The 4629-nt window shown below is 53.7% G+C and carries 2 tRNA genes and 2 rRNA genes (1 of these 4 cut by a window edge); all 4 read right to left on the reverse strand.

The window, feature by feature from the left end:
- Positions 1–854: ribosomal RNA gene (locus SFY93_RS29605) — 23S ribosomal RNA — on the reverse strand (it extends 1966 nt beyond the left edge of the window).
- A gap of 457 nt (positions 855–1311) precedes the next feature.
- Positions 1312–1387 (reverse strand) — tRNA-Ala (locus SFY93_RS29610).
- A gap of 109 nt (positions 1388–1496) precedes the next feature.
- A tRNA-Ile gene (locus tag SFY93_RS29615) sits at positions 1497–1573 on the reverse strand.
- A 201-nt stretch (positions 1574–1774) separates the two neighbouring features.
- Positions 1775–3261, reverse strand: a 16S ribosomal RNA gene (locus SFY93_RS29620).
- The 16S and 23S rRNA genes sit together here with 2 tRNA genes alongside, the layout of an rRNA operon.
- Between the last annotated feature and the right edge of the window lie 1368 nt (positions 3262–4629).

Here is a 4629-nt window from a genome sequence, read left to right on the forward strand (position 1 = left end):
CCAGTTTGATTGGCCTTTCACCCCTAACCACAGGTCATCGGAGTCTTTTTCAACAGACACCCGTTCGGTCCTCCAGTGAGTGTTACCTCACCTTCAACCTGCCCATGGCTAGATCACTAGGTTTCGGGTCTAATACAACGAACTTAGCGCCCTATTCAGACTCGCTTTCGCTGCGCATACACCTATCGGCTTAAGCTTGCTCGTTAAATTAAGTCGCTGGCCCATAATACAAAAGGTACGACGTCACCCAGAACGTATCTTGGGCTCCGTCTGTTTGTAGGTATCCGGTTTCAGGTCTATTTCACTCCCCTCGTCGGGGTGCTTTTCACCTTTCCCTCACGGTACTAGTTCGCTATCGGTCAATGAGGAGTACTTAGGCTTGGAGGGTGGTCCCCCCACGTTCAGACAGGATTTCACGTGTCCCGCCTTACTCAAGGACATATCATTGCATTACCCGTACGGGACTATCACCCTCTGAGGTCCAGCTTTCCTGACTGGTTCCGGTTGTCTTTGATATGCCACTGGCCTGGTCCGCGTTCGCTCGCCACTACTAACGGAGTCTCTGTTGATGTCCTTTCCTCCGGGTACTTAGATGTTTCAGTTCCCCGGGTTCGCTTGAAACCCCCTATGTATTCAGGAGTCTCATACCTTCAACTGATAACCGAAAATCCAAAACCACCCCGACTTACGTCGTGATGACCTTAGAGTTTCGGCTATCGAAGGTGGGTTTCCCCATTCGGAAATCTATGGATCAAAGCCTCTTCGCGGCTCCCCATAGCTTATCGCAGCGTAGCACGTCCTTCATCGCCTCTCATTGCCAAGGCATCCACCGAATACCCTTAAGACACTTGATTGCTCTCATTATCAATATCCACACACTCGGCAGAGTTTGCTGCATGCTGCTTTGCGCAACCAACGAATTGGAAACGCAAAATCCGCACGCCGGCCGTCAAGCCGTGCGCACTTCATGCAGCTGGATATGATTTAGAAAGACCAGTTTGCTTCGTAAGATCGAACCGACAACGAGGCGGTCAAGCTTCGTTGAAAAGGAATAAAGATGCGGAAGCTTTGCAAGCAAAGCGTTCGCACTCAATTCCTGGAGATTATGATTACGGCACCCGCAATTGCTTGCAGATCCGAACCTCGGAACGATCTCCTCTTTACGATGTCATAAATCCCGCAGTCGATCTCGTAAGACCGACAAGCGAAGTTATACCGCGGACTAAATCAGGCGCTGCCCATGTGGCGCGCACTGTCTGAACACACTGAATGTTTGTTACGATCTCAACGTCGCCATCCATCAGAAGTTTCTGGTGGAGGCAGACGGGATCGAACCGACGACCTCATGCTTGCAAAGCACGCGCTCTCCCAGCTGAGCTATGCCCCCGTTCCAGAAGACGAATGCTCAACGCTGTAGTTCGCGTTTTGCAGATGCGATGCTTGCGCATGTGATGTCGTGACGTGAGCAGCAGCCTTGAAAGCAAAGCGCGCAAATATGGTGGGCCTGGGAAGACTTGAACTTCCGACCTCACGCTTATCAAGCGCGCGCTCTAACCAACTGAGCTACAAGCCCTAACAACAAAGGGCTCTGCTTGTGGCACCAGCTTTCGCCGGGTGCACGACCAAGCACGCCCCAGCGTGTGTTCGTCCGCGAAGAAAGAGAAACGAAGACGGCGGTGTCCCGCCTATGCAGCTCAAACATTGATCCAATGTCTGGCCACTGATGTTTCAAAAGAGGTTCGATAGATGCAAGCATCTGAAGAACCATCCTTAGAAAGGAGGTGATCCAGCCGCAGGTTCCCCTACGGCTACCTTGTTACGACTTCACCCCAGTCGCTGACCCTACCGTGGTCAGCTGCCCCCTTGCGGTTAGCGCACTGCCTTCAGGTAGAACCAACTCCCATGGTGTGACGGGCGGTGTGTACAAGGCCCGGGAACGTATTCACCGTGGCATGCTGATCCACGATTACTAGCGATTCCAACTTCATGGGCTCGAGTTGCAGAGCCCAATCCGAACTGAGACGGCTTTTTGAGATTTGCGAGAGGTCGCCCTTTTGCATCCCATTGTCACCGCCATTGTAGCACGTGTGTAGCCCAGCCCGTAAGGGCCATGAGGACTTGACGTCATCCCCACCTTCCTCGCGGCTTATCACCGGCAGTCTCCTTAGAGTGCTCAACTAAATGGTAGCAACTAAGGACGGGGGTTGCGCTCGTTGCGGGACTTAACCCAACATCTCACGACACGAGCTGACGACAGCCATGCAGCACCTGTGCTCTATGCCCCGAAGGGAAGGTTCCATCTCTGGTACCGGTCATAGACATGTCAAGGGCTGGTAAGGTTCTGCGCGTTGCGTCGAATTAAACCACATGCTCCACCGCTTGTGCGGGCCCCCGTCAATTCCTTTGAGTTTTAATCTTGCGACCGTACTCCCCAGGCGGAATGCTTAAAGCGTTAGCTGCGCCACTAGTGAGTAAACCCACTAACGGCTGGCATTCATCGTTTACGGCGTGGACTACCAGGGTATCTAATCCTGTTTGCTCCCCACGCTTTCGTGCCTCAGCGTCAGTTATGGGCCAGTGAGCCGCCTTCGCCACTGGTGTTCTTGCGAATATCTACGAATTTCACCTCTACACTCGCAGTTCCACTCACCTCTCCCATACTCAAGACTTTCAGTATCAAAGGCAGTTCTGGAGTTGAGCTCCAGGATTTCACCTCTGACTTAAAAACCCGCCTACGCACCCTTTACGCCCAGTGATTCCGAGCAACGCTAGCCCCCTTCGTATTACCGCGGCTGCTGGCACGAAGTTAGCCGGGGCTTATTCTTACGGTACCGTCATTATCTTCCCGTACAAAAGAGCTTTACAACCCTAGGGCCTTCATCACTCACGCGGCATGGCTGGATCAGGCTTGCGCCCATTGTCCAATATTCCCCACTGCTGCCTCCCGTAGGAGTTTGGGCCGTGTCTCAGTCCCAATGTGGCTGATCATCCTCTCAGACCAGCTACTGATCGTCGCCTTGGTAGGCCTTTACCCCACCAACTAGCTAATCAGACGCGGGCCAATCTCTCGGCGATAAATCTTTCCCCGTAAGGGCTTATCCGGTATTAGCACAAGTTTCCCTGTGTTGTTCCGAACCAAGAGGTATGTTCCCACGCGTTACTCACCCGTCTGCCACTGACGTATTGCTACGCCCGTTCGACTTGCATGTGTTAAGCCTGCCGCCAGCGTTCGCTCTGAGCCAGGATCAAACTCTCAAGTTGGACTTGAAACTTTAAACCAGCTGATCACAACGTATTGACGAGGTCCCACCATACTAAATCGACCAAACCGAAATTCAGCCAATCTGCTGTCCGCGCTTCACAGCGCTAACAACGATGGTGTTAACCTTTGTTCAAAACGTGTACCGCCGAAGTCTTTCGTCCGGCCCCGTCTCAAGAAGCCGAAGCTCCCATCGAACGAGACCCGCAAGGACTCCGCCGTCCACGTTTCTCTTTCTTCAATTTAACTTGTCAAACAGCCCGACGCAGATGCGTCAATCTCCCCAAAAGGGAGAAATCTCTATCTTCAGATCTTCCAAAGTGAGATCCATCAGGCGGCATCCAGTGGATGCCAGCGCCCCGAAGGGAGCGAACCAGTAGACCCTCCAGAGGAAGGAAGCAACCTCTTTCTTCGCAGTGCGCCGATTATTTCGTCCGAAACAAGCAGCAGAACATTGCACCGATCGAGATCCGCCAGGCCCCTTCTCAGAAACCTGACAACTCAACCCGACGACAAAACACCCACCGAAACTGTCGGCTGGTGCTTCACACATCGCGTTGAGGTGCTTCTGAGCGTCGAACCGTCCCGGACCCGTAGGCCCCGGCGCCGCCGCGCTCAGTGGCCGGTTTATAGTCTCGCACTCTCGAAGCTGTCAACGCCCAATCGTCAGAAAATCGTCACGCGTTTTTCGTGTGCGTAAAGTCGACGCCGAATCATAGTGCGTTGCGATGATGACAGCAGGATTCCGCATTGAATTGCAGGGATATCCGGATCCTCCGATACGCGTTGGCTCATACGATGATGCAAAGAGCCGCTGCGCATCGTCGGCATCGATCTCTCATCTGCTGTTGAGAACTATCAGGCCGACGGCGCAACGATGCTGCAGCGCCGTGCGTGAGAACGCAGATGCAGCGGCGCTGGTAAAAGCGATCGGTGCGCAAGATGCCTGCCAGCGGACTGCGCAGCAGCGGCGATGCAGTTGCGCGAAGGAAACAATCCGTTCTTCCAATCGCAGCCTTTTCGGATCTCGGATCGCTTCACTTCCCTCGCTCGGGCGAACGCGATCCTGAATGAGCTTAATCGGACCGCGCTACGCGGGTTCGGATTTTGATGGTGGATCACGGCTGAATGATCTCGGCCGATGCGGGTCGTCACCGTGATCAACATTCAGAAAGCCCTGCAGACGCTTGTTGACGATCACTCCGCAAACAAAAAAATGCTGCAGCTGAATCGTGGCTGAATGATTTTCGCGATCGAGCTCTGCCGCTCCTCAGGATGAGGGACGGCAACGGAAACGGCATCTTGAGGAGCAACGATCGCCGTGATGAGCGCGCATGCTGTTCAAGTTCCCCGAGATCAGTGCAGAATCC

Origin of the sequence: Tardiphaga sp. 42S5 (assembly GCF_034044155.1) — a bacterium.
Lineage (GTDB): Bacteria > Pseudomonadota > Alphaproteobacteria > Rhizobiales > Xanthobacteraceae > Tardiphaga > Tardiphaga robiniae.